The organism is Pantoea sp. paga (assembly GCF_007558755.1).
In the GTDB taxonomy this organism is placed as follows: Bacteria; Pseudomonadota; Gammaproteobacteria; order Enterobacterales; family Enterobacteriaceae; genus Pantoea; species Pantoea agglomerans.
The window spans coordinates 72726-89681 of the sequence record NZ_VLTF01000009.1 but is presented as its reverse complement, the minus strand read 5'-3'; the positions used below and the strand labels follow the sequence as shown (position 1 = coordinate 89681).

General features: G+C 58.1%; 17 protein-coding genes. 13 read left to right on the top strand and 4 right to left on the bottom strand.

Going from position 1 to position 16956, the window contains the following annotated elements:
- The first annotated feature begins 97 nt into the window (after positions 1 to 97).
- From FOV68_RS19900 to FOV68_RS19870, 7 genes are all read left to right on the top strand, one after another.
- Positions 98 to 1123: a LacI family DNA-binding transcriptional regulator gene (locus tag FOV68_RS19900; RefSeq protein ID WP_143991401.1), complete on the top strand. Its 1026-nt coding sequence runs from the start codon at positions 98 to 100 to the stop codon at positions 1121 to 1123.
- Complete coding sequence (locus FOV68_RS19895) at positions 1107 to 2129, top strand: ABC transporter substrate-binding protein (protein ID WP_143991400.1); 1023 nt, start codon at positions 1107 to 1109, stop codon at positions 2127 to 2129. Before FOV68_RS19900 ends, FOV68_RS19895 begins: the two co-directional genes overlap by 17 nt.
- Positions 2129 to 3004, top strand: a complete 876-nt coding sequence (locus FOV68_RS19890) for an ABC transporter permease (protein WP_143991399.1) — start codon at positions 2129 to 2131, stop codon at positions 3002 to 3004. Before FOV68_RS19895 ends, FOV68_RS19890 begins: the two co-directional genes overlap by 1 nt.
- The gene (locus FOV68_RS19885; RefSeq protein WP_022624145.1) at positions 3001 to 3816 is read left to right on the top strand and encodes an ABC transporter permease; all 816 of its coding nucleotides are present in this window, start codon (positions 3001 to 3003) and stop codon (positions 3814 to 3816) included. The genes FOV68_RS19890 and FOV68_RS19885 overlap by 4 nt, the downstream gene beginning before the upstream one ends.
- The gene (locus FOV68_RS19880) at positions 3813 to 4796 is read left to right on the top strand and encodes an ABC transporter ATP-binding protein (RefSeq protein WP_143991398.1); all 984 of its coding nucleotides are present in this window, start codon (positions 3813 to 3815) and stop codon (positions 4794 to 4796) included. Before FOV68_RS19885 ends, FOV68_RS19880 begins: the two co-directional genes overlap by 4 nt.
- Positions 4797 to 4806: 10 nt before the next feature.
- Entirely contained in the window at positions 4807 to 5637 is an 831-nt protein-coding gene (locus FOV68_RS19875; protein ID WP_143991397.1) for a phosphodiesterase, read from the top strand.
- Between the two features lie 161 nt (positions 5638 to 5798).
- Positions 5799 to 7364: a sensor domain-containing diguanylate cyclase gene (locus FOV68_RS19870; protein ID WP_115757921.1), complete on the top strand. Its 1566-nt coding sequence runs from the start codon at positions 5799 to 5801 to the stop codon at positions 7362 to 7364.
- 99 nt (positions 7365 to 7463) lie between these two features.
- On the opposite strand, the gene bcp is transcribed toward FOV68_RS19870, so the two are convergent.
- Together bcp and FOV68_RS19860 are read right to left on the bottom strand one after the other, a co-directional pair.
- Positions 7464 to 7931: a thioredoxin-dependent thiol peroxidase gene (gene bcp / locus FOV68_RS19865; protein WP_010260016.1), complete on the bottom strand. Its 468-nt coding sequence runs from the start codon at positions 7929 to 7931 to the stop codon at positions 7464 to 7466.
- A 157-nt stretch (positions 7932 to 8088) separates the two neighbouring features.
- Positions 8089 to 8670, bottom strand: coding sequence for a glycine cleavage system transcriptional repressor (locus FOV68_RS19860; RefSeq protein ID WP_064703348.1), 582 nt, complete (start codon positions 8668 to 8670; stop codon positions 8089 to 8091).
- Between the two features lie 143 nt (positions 8671 to 8813).
- On the opposite strand from FOV68_RS19860, the gene dapA reads away from it, so the two are divergent.
- The 6 genes from dapA (at position 8814) to ypfH (ending at position 15347) form a co-directional block, all read left to right on the top strand.
- A complete protein-coding gene (dapA, locus tag FOV68_RS19855) occupies positions 8814 to 9692 on the top strand; it encodes a 4-hydroxy-tetrahydrodipicolinate synthase (RefSeq protein WP_010260008.1) in 879 nt (292 codons plus the stop codon).
- A gap of 14 nt (positions 9693 to 9706) precedes the next feature.
- Positions 9707 to 10738 carry an outer membrane protein assembly factor BamC gene (gene bamC, locus FOV68_RS19850; RefSeq protein ID WP_109650972.1) on the top strand — a complete coding sequence of 344 codons (1032 nt, stop codon included), beginning with the start codon at positions 9707 to 9709 and terminating at the stop codon, positions 10736 to 10738.
- Between the two features lie 145 nt (positions 10739 to 10883).
- A complete protein-coding gene (gene purC / locus FOV68_RS19845) occupies positions 10884 to 11597 on the top strand; it encodes a phosphoribosylaminoimidazolesuccinocarboxamide synthase (protein ID WP_010260002.1) in 714 nt (237 codons plus the stop codon).
- 129 nt (positions 11598 to 11726) lie between these two features.
- The gene (locus FOV68_RS19840) at positions 11727 to 12593 is read left to right on the top strand and encodes a neutral zinc metallopeptidase (RefSeq protein ID WP_010259999.1); all 867 of its coding nucleotides are present in this window, start codon (positions 11727 to 11729) and stop codon (positions 12591 to 12593) included.
- Complete coding sequence (locus FOV68_RS19835; RefSeq protein ID WP_143991396.1) at positions 12593 to 14593, top strand: tRNA(Met) cytidine acetyltransferase TmcA; 2001 nt, start codon at positions 12593 to 12595, stop codon at positions 14591 to 14593. Before FOV68_RS19840 ends, FOV68_RS19835 begins: the two co-directional genes overlap by 1 nt.
- A gap of 73 nt (positions 14594 to 14666) precedes the next feature.
- The gene (ypfH, locus tag FOV68_RS19830) at positions 14667 to 15347 is read left to right on the top strand and encodes an esterase (RefSeq protein WP_031592573.1); all 681 of its coding nucleotides are present in this window, start codon (positions 14667 to 14669) and stop codon (positions 15345 to 15347) included.
- A 270-nt stretch (positions 15348 to 15617) separates the two neighbouring features.
- On the opposite strand, the gene FOV68_RS19825 is transcribed toward ypfH, so the two are convergent.
- Together FOV68_RS19825 and dapE are read right to left on the bottom strand one after the other, a co-directional pair.
- Positions 15618 to 15806 carry a YpfN family protein gene (locus FOV68_RS19825; RefSeq protein ID WP_003848800.1) on the bottom strand — a complete coding sequence of 63 codons (189 nt, stop codon included), beginning with the start codon at positions 15804 to 15806 and terminating at the stop codon, positions 15618 to 15620.
- 22 nt (positions 15807 to 15828) lie between these two features.
- Positions 15829 to 16956, bottom strand: a complete 1128-nt coding sequence (gene dapE, locus FOV68_RS19820) for a succinyl-diaminopimelate desuccinylase (RefSeq protein ID WP_143991395.1) — start codon at positions 16954 to 16956, stop codon at positions 15829 to 15831.

Genomic DNA, 16956 nt, shown 5'->3' with positions numbered 1-16956 from the left:
GTCATCTGCCCGTCAAATTGCTGTGATGCCCCTGTCATAGAACGCCACTAATGTTGTCGCAATGAGATCGATCTCATCGACAATAAATGAGGCAGTCATGACCGATTTAATCAGCGTAGCCAGACTGGCAGGGGTCTCCCGCGCAACCGCTGCGCGCGCCTTTTCTGACCCTCATCTGCTAAAACCTGGCACGCTGCAAAAGGTGCTTGCCGCCTCGGAACAGATCGGTTTCCGCCCGAATCATATTGCCCGTCAGCTCCGCACCCAGCACTCCACCACGCTTGGCGTCCTGTTGCCTTCGCTGCTCAATCCGGTTTTTGCCATGCAATTACAGGCGATGGAGCAGCAGGCTCGTCTGGCGGGATATGGACTGCTGGTGGCAACCAGTGATTATCAGGCTGAGCGGGAAGCGGCCATTGTCGAACATATGCTGCACCAGCGTGTCGCCGGTCTGGTACTGACGGTGGCAGATGCCGACAGCAGTGCGCTGCTGCCAACACTGGCGGCGGCGAAGATGCCCTTCGTGCTGACCCACAATGTTCCGCAACAGCACGAATGGCCCGCGCTGTGTGTAGATAACCGCAAAGCCATTGCCGAAGCGACCGCCCATCTGGTGTCACTGGGCCACCGCCACATCGTGATGGCTGCGGGTCCTATGCAGCAATCTGACCGCGCCCGTCTGCGCTACCTCGGCTACTGCGATGCCATGCAGCAGGCCGGTCTGACGCCGCAGGCGATGATTGAGATGCCCAGCCATATCCAGTCCGATTTCCATCCGCTGCTGCCGCTGATTACTGCACCTTCGCCGCTGACGGCGGTGATTTGCAGTAACGATCTGCTGGCTATCAGCCTGCTGGGTGCCGCTGCGCGTGCCGGCGTCAGCGTTCCGAATCAGCTCTCCGTGATCGGCTTCGATGGCATTGAGCTGGGCGAACAGCTTTCACCTTCACTGGCCAGTGTGGTGCAGCCGATTGCGCTAATGGGCGCGCGCGCCATTGACCTGCTTCTGAATCCCATCGGCGGTAAAACCCATCTGCTGGCACATCATTTACGTCTCGGGGAGAGTGTCGCCCCGGCATTTCATGGCTCTTTTTCAGGGGAACATCATGTCATTCACCGTTAACTTCAAACCTATCGCCAGCGCTGCGCTGCTGGCCGGATGCACGCTTGCCTCATCGTGGGCGCAGGCGGCAGAAAATGCTATCTGCTACAACTGCCCGCCAGAGTGGGCCGACTGGGCGACACAGCTCCAGGCGATCGAAAAAATGACGGGCATTCATGTGCCGCAGGATAATAAAAATTCGGGTCAGGCGCTGGCGCAACTGGTCGCCGAGAAAAGCAACCCGGTCGCCGACGTGGTCTATTACGGCGTCAGCTTCGGCATTCAGGCAGTCAGCGCAGACGTGGTCAGCGCTTACAAACCGGCAAACTGGGATCAGATCCCGGCAGGCATGAAAGATCCTGCTGGTAAGTGGGTGGCGCTGCACTCCGGTACCATGGGCTTTATGGTCAACGTTGATGCGCTGGGTGGCGCGCCGGTGCCGCGTTCCTGGGATGATCTTCTGAAGCCGGAATATAAAGGCATGGTGGGCTATCTTGATCCGGCCAGCGCCTTTGTGGGCTACGTTGCAGCCGTCGCGGTGAATCAGGCCAAAGGCGGCAACCTGCATGACTTCACCCCGGCCATCAACTGGTTCAAAGCGCTGCAACGCAACCAGCCGATTGTGCCTAAGCAGACCGCCTATGCCCGGCTGATTTCAGGCGAAATCCCGATTCTGATCGACTACGACTTCAATGCCTATCGCGCCCGCTATAAAGATCACGCCAATGTGGAATTTGTGATCCCCAGCGAGGGGACGGTCACGGTGCCTTACGTCATCAGCCTGGTGAAAAACGCGCCGCATCCGTCCAATGGTAAGAAAGTGATCGATTTCGTGCTGTCAGATGCTGGTCAGGCGATCTGGGCTAATGCCTGGCTGCGTCCGGTCCGGGCGGGGGCGATGTCACCCGAAGCGAAGAAATATTTTCTGCCTGACAGCGACTATGCGCGCGCTCACACGGTGGATTATCAGCAGATGGCCGACGCGCAGAAGAGTTTCTCCGCCCGTTATCTGAGCGAGATCCGCTGATGTCACTCTCAGAGATCAATCCGTTTGCTGCTGGCGGCCCGGTTCGCCACCGCCTTCGGCCGCTGGGGGCAAACTGGCCGTGGATGCTGCTGCCTGCGCTGCTGTTTTTTGCTGCCTTCTGGCTGTTGCCGTTTGCTCGTCTGTTGCAGATCGGTATGACGGAGGATCGCACGACTCACCAAAGCGGCTACTGGACGGTAATCAGCCAGCCGCAATATCTGCAAAGCCTGCTGAATACCGTGCTGCTCTCGGCGGCAGTCACACTGGTAACGCTGCTGATTGCTGCGGTGGTGGGCTGCTTTCTGGCACGGCAGCGCTTTACCGGGCGAGGCACTCTGCTGGCGCTGCTGACCTTTCCGCTGGCCTTTCCGGGCGTGGTGGTGGGATTTCTGATGGTCATGCTGGCGGGGCGTCAGGGGGTTCTGGCGCAACTCAGTCTCAGTCTGTTTCATGAGCGCTGGATCCTGGCCTATTCGCTCAGCGGCTTATTTATTGGCTATCTCTATTTTTCGCTGCCGCGCGCCATCGTGACGCTGGTGGCGGCCAGTGAAAAGCTGGACCGTTCGCTGGAAGAGGCCGCCCGATCGCTGGGGGCCAGCCAGTGGCGCATCATCATTGACGTCATCATTCCTGGGCTGAAACCGGCGCTGCTCTCCTGCGGCGCGCTCTGTTTCGCCACCAGCATGGGCGCCTTTGGCACCGCATTTACCCTTGGCACAGAGCTCGCGGTGCTGCCGCTGACCATTTATGGCGAGTTCACTAATTACGCCAACTTTGCCACCGCAGCGGCGCTTTCGGTGGTGATGGGGGCGGTGGCCTGGCTGGGGCTGATGCTGGCGAACGGACTGGCTGCCCGCCGCAAGGAGAGGGTATGAAGCGCCGGGGGCTGTTCTGGCTGCAGGTGGTGATCACCAGCCTCACCGCGCTGTTTATGATTGTGCCGGTTGTGCTCTCGATGCTGGCGGGCGTCACGCAGAACTATTTCACTGGCCTGCGCAGCGGCCTGACGCTGAAGTGGGTGGAACAGGTGTGGCAGATGTATGCCGACACCTTCTGGCTGTCGCTGCTGATCGCTCTGAGTTGTCTGGCGGTGACGGTTATCGCTGGCGTGCCGGCCGCCTGGGGCTTACTGAAATCACCGTCACGCTGGGCCAGCCGCATTGAGGAGTGCCTGATGCTGCCAGTCGCATTGCCGGGCCTGGCCACCGCTCTGGGCATCATTCTGCTTTATGGTCAGTTCAGCGCGTTGCGCGACAGCTGGCTCTTCATCCTTATCGGCCATGTACTCTTTACCTTGCCCTTTATGATCCGACCGGTGCTGTCGGTGATGCAGGCAATTGATCTGCCGCGCCTTGAAGAAGCCGCCGCCAGCCTGGGGGCGGGCTTCTGGCGCCGCTTCTTTACCGTGGTCGTCCCGAACTGCCGCAACGGCATTCTGGCGGGCGCATTTATGGTGATCACCCTGTCGGTGGGGGAGTTCAACATTACCTGGATGCTGCACACGCCACTGACCAAAACCCTGCCGGTTGGTCTGGCCGACAGCTACACCTCGATGCGGCTGGAAGTCGGGTCCGCCTATACCCTGATCTTTATTATGATGATTTTACCGCTGCTGCTGTTGCTCAACGCCTGTAATCACTGGCTGGAACGGCAATCTTCGCGGCAGCAGAGAGAGGAAACCGTATGAAAGAGGCCGTCAATGTGACGCTGCGCCACTGCTCGCGTCGCTTTAATCAGCAGGTCGCGCTGCATCCGCTCGACCTGCAGGTTCACGCCGGTGAAACACTGGTACTGCTGGGGCCGTCAGGCTGTGGCAAAACCACGCTGCTGCGTATTATCAGCGGTCTGGATAGCAGCGATTCCCCGGGAGAGATCTGGTTTGACAAGCGTAACGTCACCGCGCTGCCGATTGAGAAACGCAATGTTGGCATGGTGTTTCAGAACTACGCGCTGTTCCCGACGCTCAACGCGGCGCAGAACGTCGCCTATGGGCTGAAGGTGCAGGGCGTGCCACGTGCCGAGCGTGACGCACGGGTCGCGGAGATGCTGGCACTGGTTGACCTGACACATCTGTCCCACCGGGCGATTGATAAATTGTCCGGCGGGCAGAAGCAGCGGGTGGCGCTGGCACGTGCGCTGGCCGCCCGGCCCAAAGTCCTGTTGTTCGATGAGCCGCTGGCGGCGCTTGACGCCAGGCTGCGCGATCGGCTGCGACTGGAGATCGGCGCGCTGCTCAAGCGGCTGGCGATTACCGCGGTTTACGTCACCCACGATCAGCAGGAGGCGATGGCGCTGGGCGATCGCATCGCGGTGATGGAGCAGGGCCGTCTGGTGCAGTTGGATACTCCGCAGGGAATTTATCAGCGCCCGGCCTCCCGCTTTGTGGCGGATTTTGTGGGCGCCATTAACTGCATTGCGCACGATCCCGACGGTCATCCCCTGCGTTTTTGCCGCCCGGAAGATGTGCTGCTGGCCGACGACACACGCTATGCCCAGCGCGGTGTGGTGGTGGGCAGTACGTTTCTTGGCGCCTCGCAGCGCTTACTGATCGATATCGGGCTGGATAACCCCATTCAGGTCGAGCGTCATGCCCGCGAAATCTGGCAGGCGGGACAGCGCATCAGCTGGTCGCTGACCCGCCAGGCCGCGCTGGAATTTAGTTGCTAAGGAGTCTGTTGTGTCTGTTCAACCCACGGTCATCGCTCAAATCAGCGATCTGCATATCAAGGCCTTTGGTCGTCTCTCTTATAAACAGGTCGATACCCATGCCGCTTTACTGCAGGTTATCGATACTCTTAACGCGCTGCAGCCGCGCCCCGATGTGGTGGTGATTACCGGCGACCTGGTCGATTTTGGCAGGCCGGAAGAGTACCAGACGCTGCGCGAAGCCCTGCAGCGCCTCCAGCTGCCCTTTTATCTGATGGCGGGCAATCACGATGATCGCCAGGCACTGCGGGCTGCCTTCCCGGATCACACCTACCTGCAGGCGGGACCAACCCTGAACTGGCAGCTTAGCGTGGGCGGCGTCAGGCTGCTGGCCCTGGACTCCAGCGTACCGCAACAGCCGTGGGGCGAGGTGGATGAGCAGCAGTTGCAATGGCTGGATCAGGCACTGCGCGAGGCCGCGGATCAGCCCACGCTGGTGATGCTGCATCATCCCCCTTTTGCCTGTGGCATTGCGCATATGGATCGGCAACGGTTACGCCATCCTGAGGCACTTGCGGCGATCATTGCCCGCCATCCGCAGGTTGAGCGGGTGCTCTGTGGTCATCTGCATCGCAGCCTGCAGACCCGCTTTGCCGGAACCCTGGCCTGTGTCGCGCCAGGCGTGTCGCATCAGGTGGCTCTGGATCTGCATCCGGAGGGGCCGGCTCACTTTATTCTGGAGCCGCCTGGCTTTTTGCTCCATTGCTGGCAGCCAGTGCAGGGAATGGTCACGCATCAGTGCGCGATTGGCCACTTTTCGGGACCCTGGCCATTTTACGATAGTCAGGGGTTAATCGATTAGTGCCAGCTAAATCTGTATTAAGCGGGGTGATATTTGTCTTAATGCTGCTCAAAAATGCCGACACAGTGTAGACTTAAGCCCGGCTATCAGGGCTTCTGGCACACATTAAAAAAATAATCAGGCATTCACGACATGACACTCTTCTCCAGGGCGGCGACGCCATGCTAAAGCTCTTTCGGCCCAAGGCCGACTTGCGCAATCTGATCGCCCTGCTGGTGATTGTCAGCATTGTTATCACGCTCGCGAATACGCTCTACGCCACCTGGCGGGTGCAGCGCCAGGTACTGATTGACACCACGCTTGAGGCTAACCGGGCCTATGCCGCCAAGCTGGCCTCAACCAGTGAAATCTTTTTCCAGCTGGCGCAGTCACAGCTGCACTACAGCGCCAACCAGCTAAGCCGTGATTTTAATAATGAAGAGCTGCTGAATAGCGAAGTCAATCGTCTGCGTGAGCAGACCACCAGTTTCAACTCGGTGGCCGTGGTGGATGAGCAGGGCGCGATCAAAGCGATCTCGCCCGAATCCCTGACGCTGAAAGGGATGCGTGTCACCAGTGACGCCTCCCGCGAAGCGCTGACGCTGCGGCAGCCGATCATCAGTAAACCGACCCTTTCTGCAGCCAATAATCTGCTGGTGTTTGTCTCCTGGCCAATCTGGAGTCCCGATGGCGACTATCTGGGCTACATCGGCGGCACAATCTATCTGAAGAAAAAAAGCATTCTGAATGCGTTACTGGGTGAACAATTCTACCGTGATGGCACCACGGTCTATGTGCTCGACAGTAATAATGAGGTGTTGTATCACCAGAATCGTCAGCTGATTGGTAAAGTTCTGCCCGCCATCGTCAGTCCGCGTGACGAGAAGACCAATGGCTCGCTGATGCTTGCGGGTGCAGGTGAGTCCACGCAGCTGGCGGGCTATGCCGTCGTGCCGACCACCGGCTGGACGGTGGTGGCGCTGAAGCCGATTAACGTCACGCTGAACCCGCTCTCAGGCCTGTTAATGAAAGTCCTGAAAAACTCGGTGCCGTTCGCGTTGCTGACCCTGCTGGTTGCGTTGGTGCTGGCACGGCTGATTGCCCGCCCGCTGTTCCAGCTGGCCCGCAAAGCCAGCCGGATGGATGCGCAGGGCGTATCAAAAGAGATTGGCGGCATCAGTGCCTGGTATTTTGAGGCGGCGCAGGTCAAGCGCGCGCTGCTCACCGGCATCGGACTGGTGCAGGATAAGATCGGTCGTCTGAGTTCGGAAGCCCAGACCGATCCCCTGACTCAGTTGCTGAATCGGCGTGGTCTTAATGCGGTACTGGAGTATTACCGCACGCTACGCCAGCCTTTCTCGGTGCTGGCGCTGGATATCGATCACTTTAAAAGCGTCAACGATAGCTGGGGCCACGATGTGGGTGACCGGGTGATTCAGCAGGTCGCTAGCACGCTGCGTGCCAGCGCCCGTCAGTCTGACGTGGTGTGCCGCAACGGCGGAGAGGAGTTTCTGATGCTGCTGCCGGGAACGGCGCTGGATGAGGCGCAGATTATCGCCGAGCGCGTGCGACTGGGTATTGCAGAAGCCTGGCTCACCGACGTAGGACGCATAACCTTGTCTATCGGCGTCGCGGCCTGGAATGGTTCGCAGGATGCCGGGCTGGAAGGCAGTTTAAAACAGGCGGATGCGGCGCTCTATGAAGCGAAAAATGCCGGGCGCAACTGCGTTATCGTGGCCGCCGCGTAATCGCGTGAACTCAGAGTATTTCGCAACGGCAGGATAAAAACGGGCGGGGAAGAGGCAGCTAAGCAGGGCGCGGCGTTAAGGCTACCGCGCCCCTCAACATCAGGCTGACTTGACGTAATCCAACACCATGTCGTGGTGATTCGAAGTCTTAAAGTTATCAAACACTTTTTCGATCCTGCCCTCAGCATCTATCAGGAAGCTGATGCGATGAATGCCGTCATAGGTTTTCCCCATAAACGTTTTTTCACCCCAGACGCCAAACGCCTGGCAGACTTCATGGTTTTCATCGGAGAGCAGGGTAAAGTTCAGCAGCTCTTTTTCGACAAACTTTGACAGTTTTTCCGGTTTGTCGGTGCTGATGCCCAGCACTTCCACGCCCGCTTTTTTCAACTCATCCATGTTGTCACGCAGACCGCACGCCTGCACGGTGCAGCCTGGTGTCATCGCTTTCGGGTAAAAGTACACCAGAACGCGCTGTCCCTGGAAGTCGGTCAGATTCACGTGTTCGCCGTCCTGATCGGGCAGGCTAAATGCGGGTGCAGTATCTCCGGCTTTCAGTGGATTCATCACATCTCTCCATTTTCTTATTCAGGCTGTGGGTAATACACCATCCGGTCAGAAACGGCCAGAGGGAAAATTACCATCAGGGGGTATTTCACCACATAGCCGATCACCTTTCAGTGGCAGTAATGTGGAGAAATAACTCCGGTTAATTGACCAAAGCTTAGCGTACCGCGCTGACAGATTCGCTGCTGTCGGCATCTGACACACTGTAAAGACGCAGCGTTCCCTTGGCATTCAGCTCCTGACACAGGGTATTAAACGCCTGCTCAAACGGGGTGCCACTGGTTCGCGTCGGACTGTGAGCGGTCATTTGAATATAGAGCGTAGGTGGCAAATTGTGTTGCGCTGGCGTAATGCGCGACACCAGTTCAGCCACATTCATCTGATGCTTATCGATAAGATCGGTAAAGCGTTCAATAATATGCGGCGAATCAGCCACCTCAACCTGAATGAACGCGGTGTCGGGCATCGGCGGACGGAGCCGGGCATTGGTGCGCTTCATGACGATCAGCAGTTCCAGTTCTGCCCCTTTCAGTGGCAGGGTCGATTCAATCAGCGTGATCGCGTTCCAGCTGCCCGACAGCAGCATGATAAAGGTGAACTCATCCCCAAGCATGGCAAGACGGCTATCTTCAATATTGCAACCGCAGCTGCTGACGTGTCGGGTAATGGTGTTGACGATACCCGGACGGTCAACACCGAGCGCGGTGATCACCAGATGATGGGGCTGAGATTGCGGCAAAATGGCTTTTCCTCTGCTTTCGCTAATAACCATAAGGTAAACATAAAAAAAACTGCTGACAAGCGCGGGAATGGCGTGGCTGGCTTGCTTTTCCCTAAGTGTAAAACGTACCATGAAGCACTTGTTTGTCGAGGGGATCGCCAATGTTTACGGGAAGTATTGTTGCACTCGTTACGCCAATGGATGACAGCGGTAATGTCTGCCGGTCGAGTCTGAAAAAACTGATTGATTATCACGTCGCCAGCGGCACCGCGGCGATCGTTTCCGTCGGCACCACAGGCGAATCTGCTACCCTGAGCCATGAAGAACATGGTGATGTGGTGATGCTGACCCTGGAGCTGGCCGATGGCCGTATTCCGGTGATTGCCGGAACCGGGGCAAACGCCACCGCTGAAGGCATCTCTCTGACTAAGCGTTTTGAAAATTCCGGCGTTGTGGGTTGCCTGACCGTGACCCCATATTACAACCGTCCGACGCAGGAAGGGCTGTTCCAGCACTTTAAAGCGATTGCGAATAGCACCAGCCTGCCACAGATGCTGTATAACGTTCCCTCGCGTACCGGTTGTGACATGCTGCCGGAAACCGTTGCCCGCCTGGCCGAAATCAAAAATATTATCGGAATCAAAGAGGCAACCGGGAACTTATCGCGGGTTAGTCAGATCCAAGAGCTGGTTAATGAAGATTTCATTCTGGTGAGTGGCGATGACGCGACTGCGCTGGACTTTATGCAACTGGGCGGCAAAGGCGTCATTTCGGTGACGGCCAACGTGGCTGCGCGCGAAATGGTCGAACTGTGTCAACTCGCACAGCAGGGCAATTTCGTCGAGGCACGCCGCCTGAATCAGCGTCTGATGCATCTGCACCAGACGCTTTTCTGTGAACCCAATCCTATCCCGGTGAAATGGGCTGCGAAACAGCTAGGATTAATCGCTAACGACACGCTGCGTCTGCCAATGACGCCACTGACTGCAGCCGGCCAGCCGAAAGTGGAGCAGGCGCTGGTGAAAGCGGGTTTGCGATAATTTAGGGAGTTTGAATGAATTACTCAGTAAAGCGGTCAACAGTAGCCACAGTGGTGGGGCTTTCTACCCTGATGCTGTTGTCGGCCTGTTCAAGCGATCAGCGTTATAAGCGCCAGGTCAGCGGTGACGAATCTTATCTTGAAGCCAGTCAGTTAAATGAACTGAAAGCGCCTGCCGGAATGATCCTGCCGGTGCAGCGTGGTGATTTCGATGTGCCGCGCACGACCAGTCAGGCACCCACCGGCAAGCAGCTCGACATCCGTCCGCCAGCCCAGCCGCTGGCGCTGATGAACGGCACCCGCGCACAGTTCAGCAACAATACCGGCGCGCTGATGATTGATAACAGCCGCGGTTCAGTCTGGTCGCAGGTCGTCAACGTGGTGCAGTCATACAAATTCCCGATTGCCTCCCGTAATGATGCAGGCCAGCAGCTGACGACGGACTGGGTGCAGTGGAACCGTGCTGATGAAGATCAACAGTATCGTGGCCGCTACCAGATCAGCGTGCAGCCGCAGAGCTATCAGCAGCAGTTAACCGTTCGTCTGCTGGAGCTGCAGCAGGATGGTAAAACCATTACCTCGCCTGTGCAGATCCAGCGTTACACCGCGCAGATGCTGAATGACATCAGCACCGGTATGGACAAGATTGATACGGCGAGTGAAAACGCGGCCTCTGGTCGGGTGAATGGGGCCATTGACGTGCAGAGCGGTGCAGATGATACCGGCCTGCCACTGCTGATCCTGCGTACGCCATACAACGTGGCATGGCAGCGTCTGCCTGATGCAATGAAACGCGTTGGGATGGAAGTGACCGACACGACCCGCTCAACCGGCAGCATGAAGGTGACCTACAAGTCACTGAGCAGCAGCGACTGGGATTCAGTCGGTGCGAAAGATCCGGAATTACCAAACGGTGATTACAAAGTGCAGGTCGGCGATCTCGACAACCGCACCAGTCTGCAATTCATCGACCCGAAAGGGCATGTGCTGACCCAGTCGCAGAACGATGCGCTGGTGGCCGTGTTCCAGGCGGCGCTGAACAAATAAAGTTGCCCCAGGCCGGAGATTCTCCGGCCTTTTTATTTTGTTTTTGGCATAATAGCGCGCGGCGAAGTAAACGATTGCGTCAAGGCAATCGCCGCAGCGGCACTGGCCGCTGAACACCCGTTATTTCAAGTCTGGAGTGAACAAGATGCAAAAGCGAGCTGAGTTGTATCGCGGTAAAGCGAAAACCGTATACAGCACCGATAACCCGGATCTGCTGATACTCGAATTCCGCAACGATACATCAGCAGGTGATGGCGCCCGAATCGAGCAATTTGATCGCAAGGGAATGGTTAACAACAAGTTTAACCATTTTATCATGACTAAATTGCAGGAAGCGGGTATCCCGACCCAGATGGAAGCGCTGCTGTCAGATACTGAAGCGCTGGTGAAGAAGCTGGAGATGGTGCCGGTAGAGTGCGTGGTACGTAACCGCGCCGCAGGCTCGCTGGTAAAACGTCTGGGCGTGGAAGAGGGCATTGTGCTCAATCCGCCGCTGTTTGATCTTTTCCTGAAAGATGATGCAAAGCATGACCCGATGGTCAATGAATCCTACTGCGAAACCTTTGGCTGGGTCAGCAAACAGAACCTGGCGCGGATGCAGGAGCTGACCTTTAAAGCCAACGAGGTGCTGAGCAAACTGTTCGACGATGCGGGCCTGATTCTGGTCGACTTCAAACTGGAGTTTGGTCTGTTTAACGGCGAAGTGACGCTGGGCGATGAGTTTTCGCCAGACGGTGCGCGCCTGTGGGACAAAGAGACGCTGGATAAAATGGATAAAGACCGTTTCCGCCAGAGCCTCGGCGGCGTGGTGGAAGCCTATGAAGCGGTTGCACAGCGGCTGGGCGTGAAGCTCGACTGAGTTTGCCTGCCGCGCAGAAAGAAAAAGGAGAGCCCCGGCTCTCCTTTTTTCATTTCAGGGTAAAGCTGGTGATTGCTGCCTCACACAACTAAAATCATGCCATCTGAAAAATGACTGAGGGAATACAGCATGCGCTGGCAAGGGCGTCGCGAAAGCGACAATGTAGAAGACCGTCGCGATCAATCGTCCGGTTTAGGCGGCGGAGGCCGCCAGATTCGTCTGCCGCGCGGTAAAGGCGGTATTGTGCTGCTGATTGTCGTGGCCATCGCAGGTTATTACGGTTACGACCTGACCGCACTGCTGACAGGTGGCGAAGTTGCACCGACCAGCCAGCAGCAACAGCGCAGCGTCAGCGCCAATGATGATGAGGCTGCGAAATTCACGAAGGTGATCCTGGCCACCACGGAAGACACCTGGGGCAAACTGTTCCAGCAGATGAACAAACAGTATGTGGCACCAAAGCTGGTGATGTATCGCGGCGCAACCCGCACCGGCTGTGGTACCGGACAGTCAGTCATGGGGCCGTTCTACTGTCCTGCCGATCAGACCGTCTACATCGACCTCTCTTTTTATGACGAGATGAAAACCAAACTCGGCGCGGACGGTGACTTCGCCCAGGGCTACGTCGTCGCGCATGAAGTTGGCCACCATGTCCAGAAACTGCTGGGCATTGAACCGAAAGTGCGTGAGATGCAGCAGGGCGCCAGCCAGACGCAGGTCAATCAGCTCTCCGTCAAAATGGAACTGCAGGCGGACTGTTTTGCCGGTGTCTGGGGACACTATATGCAGCAGGAAAATATCCTTGAAGCGGGCGATCTGCAGGAAGCGCTGAATGCCGCCGAGGCAATTGGCGATGACCGCCTGCAGCAGAAAGGTCAGGGCCGCGTGGTGCCGGACAGCTTCACCCACGGGACGTCTGAGCAGCGCTACACCTGGTTCAAGCGCGGTTTTGATGGTGGCAATCCAGGACAGTGCAACACCTTCGCCAGCAACTGATGAGTCTGCAGCCTCTTACGCAGCTTATGCAGCAGGCCGGTGTGCGTCGTCTGGCGGTGATCAGCGGCGACCCGGCCTGGTGTTTACTACGGGCTGCGGCGTGGCGTGAAACGCTGACCGGCGACTGGCTGGAGTTGAGCCCGGAACCGCTGTTCTCTGCTTCAGATATAGGGCCGGGTCAGTATAAAACGCCTGTCCTGCACAAACAGCCTGCTGCGGTGCGCACGCTGCTTGGCCGTGAATTTCGTCATGCCCTGTTTGACGCCCGTCAGGGCTTTCATGCCGACGCTTTCGCTGCGCTGGCTGGCACGCTCACCGCCGGTAGCTGGCTGTTACTGCTGGTGCCGCCCTGGGAACAGTGGGCGCAGCAGCCTGACAGCGACAGCCTGCGCTGGGCAGATGTCGCTGAACCCATCGCCACCCCTTATTTTGTTCACCACCTGCAACAGCTGATATTAGCGGATGACCAGGTGCTGCTGGAGCGGCAGCATCAGCCATGCCGTTTTCCGGCGCAGCCGGACTGGCCGCAGTGGCACTGTCAGGCACCGCAGCAGCAGCAGGCGATACTCGCTCAGTTGATGAGGCTGCCAGCGGGGGTTGCCGTGCTGACCGCGCCCCGCGGACGCGGTAAATCGGCGCTGGCGGGCATGCTGGCACGAATGAACGGACATTGTCTGGTGACGGCTCCGGCCAAAGCCTCAACGGAGGTGCTGAGCACCTTTGCCGCTGACGCTTTTCACTTTATGGCACCCGATGCGCTGCTGGCGGTGGAGGCGTCGCCGCAGGCGGAATGGCTGATTGTGGATGAAGCGGCGGCGATCCCGACACCGCTGCTGCAGGCGCTGGTCAGTCGATATCCCCGCGTATTGCTCACCACCACCGTACAGGGCTACGAAGGAAGCGGGCGCGGGTTTATCCTTAAATTCTGCGCCGGGCTTCCTGATGCACACTATTTTACGCTCGATGAGCCGCTGCGCTGGTCGCGTTTCGATCCGCTGGAGCAGTGGCTGCACCAGGCGCTGCTGTTTGACGATACCGCCGCACCCGCACCCGATTCTCCTGTAACGCCTCATCGTGTTGAGCGCCACGATTTCGGTGCGCTGGAGGCCGCGTATCGTCTGCTGACCAGTGCGCACTATCGTACCTCGCCGCTTGATCTGCGCCGCCTGCTGGATGCTCCGGGCATGCAGCTGTGGCGGGCCGGTGATGCGCCGGCGTTACAGGGCGCGCTCTGGCTGGTGGAAGAGGGCGGTCTTGAACCTGCACTGGCACAGGCGGTCTGGGCGGGCACCCGGCGACCCCGCGGGAATCTGGTGGCGCAGTCGCTGGCAGCCCACGCCGGTCTGGCTGAGGCGGCGACATTGCGCTCGCTGCGCATCAGCCGTATTGCCGTGGCGGCGGAGCGACGTCGTCTGGGAACCGGACAGCAACTGGTTGCGGCAGCGGCCAGTGCGGCCGCCGGATATGACTACCTCTCCGTCAGCTTCGGCTACACTGAATCTCTCTGGGCGTTCTGGCGCGCCTGTGGCTTTAGCCTGGTGCGGATTGGCAGTCAGCGCGAAGCCAGCAGCGGCTGCTACGCGGCGATGGCCATGTTGCCCTGTTCTGCTGCGGGTGAGGCATTGCAGCACCGCGCTGCAGAACAGCTGGCGCGAGACTGGCCGCTGTTGCGCCAGCATATCGCACTGGAACTGCAGTTTGATCAGGTTACTGACGACGGATTGACCGCGCAGGATATCCATCTGGCGGCGGGTTTTGCCTGGGCGCAGCGGCCACTGGAAGCGAGCCTGCCGGTGTTGCAGCGTCTGGTGCAGGCCAGTTCAGCCTCTTTACCGCTGCTGGCTGCGGCGGTTGCCACACCCACAGCCCTGGGCGAACTGGCCCGGCAGGCGGGAGTGAGCGGGCGCAAAGCGCTGATAGCTAAGCTGCGTCAGCAGGCGGCAGCGGCCCTCCAGACACTGGGCGCTGATGCGGCCTTGCTGCACCTGCCGTTGAAATAATTCGACCAGCTGGTTCAAATTATCCTTATATGATTTTGTGCCAGGCGGCGTAGAGTGAATACAGGAGGTCAACATGACACTGAAATATGTAATCGTTCAACAGCCTGCCACTACAGCGCAGCTGTTTCTGCTCTACCATGGCGTTGGCGATAATCCGGATTCAATGGGCGAGATTGGCAACTGGTTTGCCCGAACGTTTCCCGACGCGCTGGTGGTGTCCGTCGGCTCGCCTGGTGCGGGTCGTCAGTGGTTCGGCGAAACCGACCTGCACGATCAGACCGTCCAGCAGCGGGTTGATGCGGCCATGCCGCAGTTTGTTGAGTCTGTGCGCCACTGGCAAAAAAAGAGCAGCGTGCGGCCGGAAGCGACAGCGTTAATCGGCTTTTCGCAGGGCGGCAGTATGGTGCTGGAAGGGGTTAAGGCGCATCCGGATCTGGCGGGCCGCGCGGTGGTGTTTAATGGCCGGTTTATCACCCTGCCAGAGAAGGCCAGTACCCGCACCACCATTCACCTGATCCACGGTGATTATGATGAGCAGATCCCGCTGCATCATGCGCAGCAGGCGGAGCAGCGGCTGACCGCCTGCGGTGGCGATGTTACCCTGGATATCGTTGACGATCTGGCGCACGCCATCGATCACCGCAGCATGGAGCTGGCGCTGAATCATCTGCGTTATACGGTGCCAAAACGCTACTTTGATGAGGCGTTAAGCGGCGCAAAACCGGGTGACGATGATGTTATCGTGATGATGTAAAAAGCCCCTGCGCAGCAGGGGCATTTCAGACTGCTGACAACGCCGAATCGGGGTAATCCCACCGCCACGCATAAATTCAACACGCAGGGAACACGGTCAGAGGAGGAAAGCGTCCCGCGCCAGGGATGGTGCGGGCCGAGCGGCCAGGGAATGGCTTTAGCGACTTTCCGATCTGACCGTGTTCTCTGCGCAAGCTCGATCTTAACGCTGATGAGAGCTGACTTTGTGAAGAACCATAAAAAAGCCCCTGCATAGCAGGGGCTTTTTCGTTTACTTTTTCTTCGGCCAGTTGTCGTCGTCATCCCATTTATCGTTGAAATCACGATGCGGCGGCAGGTCAGGTTTGTTATCCATAAATTTTTTATGATCGATGCGTTTCAGATCTTTATAAACGTTCATCAGCACGCCAACCATCAGCAGGATCACCAGGATCCACCAGTAATCTTTAATAAATTCCATTTGCTGCTCCTTAAAACCGCCGTCAGGCGATCAGTTGTTCCATGATGCGTTGGTACATCCGGCTCAGCATCTGCAGGTCGGAGGCTTTCACACACTCATTGATTTTATGAATGGTGGCATTCACTGGCCCCAGTTCCACCACCTGTGCACCCATCCGGGCAATAAAGCGGCCATCGGAGGTTCCGCCCGTGGTCAGCAGCTGCGGCTTAATTTCATTATAGTGCGCTACAGCTTTCACGACGGCATCAACCAGTTTACCGCGCGTGGTCAGGAAGGGCTGGCCAGAGAGTTTCCACTCAATGGTGTAACGCAGCTGGTGACGATCCAGCAGCTCTGCGACCCGCTGACGAATCATCTCATCGGTAAGTTCGGTACTGAAGCGGAAGTTAAACTGCACAAACAGCTCGCCGGGGATCACATTGTTACTGCCGGTGCCCGCCTGGACGTTGGCAATCTGCATGCTGGTCGCCGGGAAGAACTCATTCCCCTGATCCCACTCGGTCGCGACCAGCTCGTTCAGCGCCGGCATCGCCCGGTGAACCGGATTATCCGCCAGATGCGGATAGGCGACGTGGCCCTGCACGCCATGCACCATCAGGTTAGCGGTGATTGAGCCGCGACGGCCATTTTTCACCACATCACCCACTACTTCTGTGCTGGAGGGCTCGCCGACCAGGCAATAGTCGAGCCGTTCGCGACGCGCCATCAGTCGTTCAACCACTTTAACTGTGCCGTTGGCCCCGCTGGCCTCTTCATCGGAGGTAATCATAAAGGCGAGTCGCCCTCGGTGATTGGGACGCACCGCAACAAAACGTTCGGCAGCCACCACCATTGCCGCCAGCGATCCTTTCATGTCGGCCGCGCCGCGACCGAACAGCATGCCGTCGCGGATGGTGGGTTCAAACGGCGGATTAATCCAGCGGCTGGCATCGCCAGGCGGCACCACATCGGTGTGACCGGCAAACGCCAGCGTTTCACCTTCGCCACGGGTGGCCCAGAAATTCAGGGTGTCGTCGATGTTCATCTTTTCAATCTTAAAGCCAATGGCTTCAAGACGGGCGATCAGCAGAGCCTGACATCCGGCATCATCGGGGCTGAGAGAGGGGCGACGAATAAGCTGCTGCGTCAGCTCAATGACCGGGCAAAACAT